Source organism: Ruegeria sp. AL12 (genome assembly GCF_056540885.1).
Window position 1 is genome coordinate 1 of sequence record NZ_JBQFXN010000188.1, and the last position, 563, is coordinate 563.

At 55.8% G+C, this 563-nt stretch carries 1 protein-coding gene; it reads right to left on the bottom strand.

The annotated features are described in order from the left end of the window. Window positions 1-48 precede the first annotated feature (48 nt). Window positions 49-486 carry a GFA family protein gene (locus ACR0C6_RS22135; protein WP_480484591.1) on the bottom strand — a complete coding sequence of 146 codons (438 nt, stop codon included), beginning with the start codon at window positions 484-486 and terminating at the stop codon, window positions 49-51. Window positions 487-563 lie beyond the last annotated feature (77 nt).

Genomic DNA, 563 nt, shown 5'->3' on the forward strand with positions numbered 1-563 from the left:
ACTTGCGTTTTGCTTCTTCTGCCCGCACCCAATCGGCATCATATTTGGTCATTGGCTGTCTCCTTCGTCAGAGGAGGAATACATGGCTTCGACCTCGGCTTTGGTCATTTGCCGACGTTCACCTGCGAACGCGTATCCCTCGGGCTTTTTGTCGATATAAAGTTCAAGTTTCAGCGGGTTACCTGTCGCATTTTCAAACAGGCCAGCCGCCATTTGTGTCTGTCCGTGCATCTCACCCGGCAGCGTGATCCGATACCAGAGCGAGGATCCGCAATCGCCGCAAAAAGCACGTTCTGCCCAGTCGGACGAGGTAAATGTCTTGACCGGGCCCAGCGCGGCATAGCCTTCTTTCGCCTGAAAGGTCACCAGCATCGAACTGGTCCACCGACGGCATTGATCACAGTGACACGCCCCCAGAGCATCCCGTACAGGGGTGGCGGTGACTGTGACCGCACCACACATGCATTGGCCTTGAAGTTCCGACATTTCGAACCCTCCTGAAAACTGGGGTTATTCCGCCGCCACGGCAGTTTTGGCGTTGAACCGGTCGATGATCGCGTCAG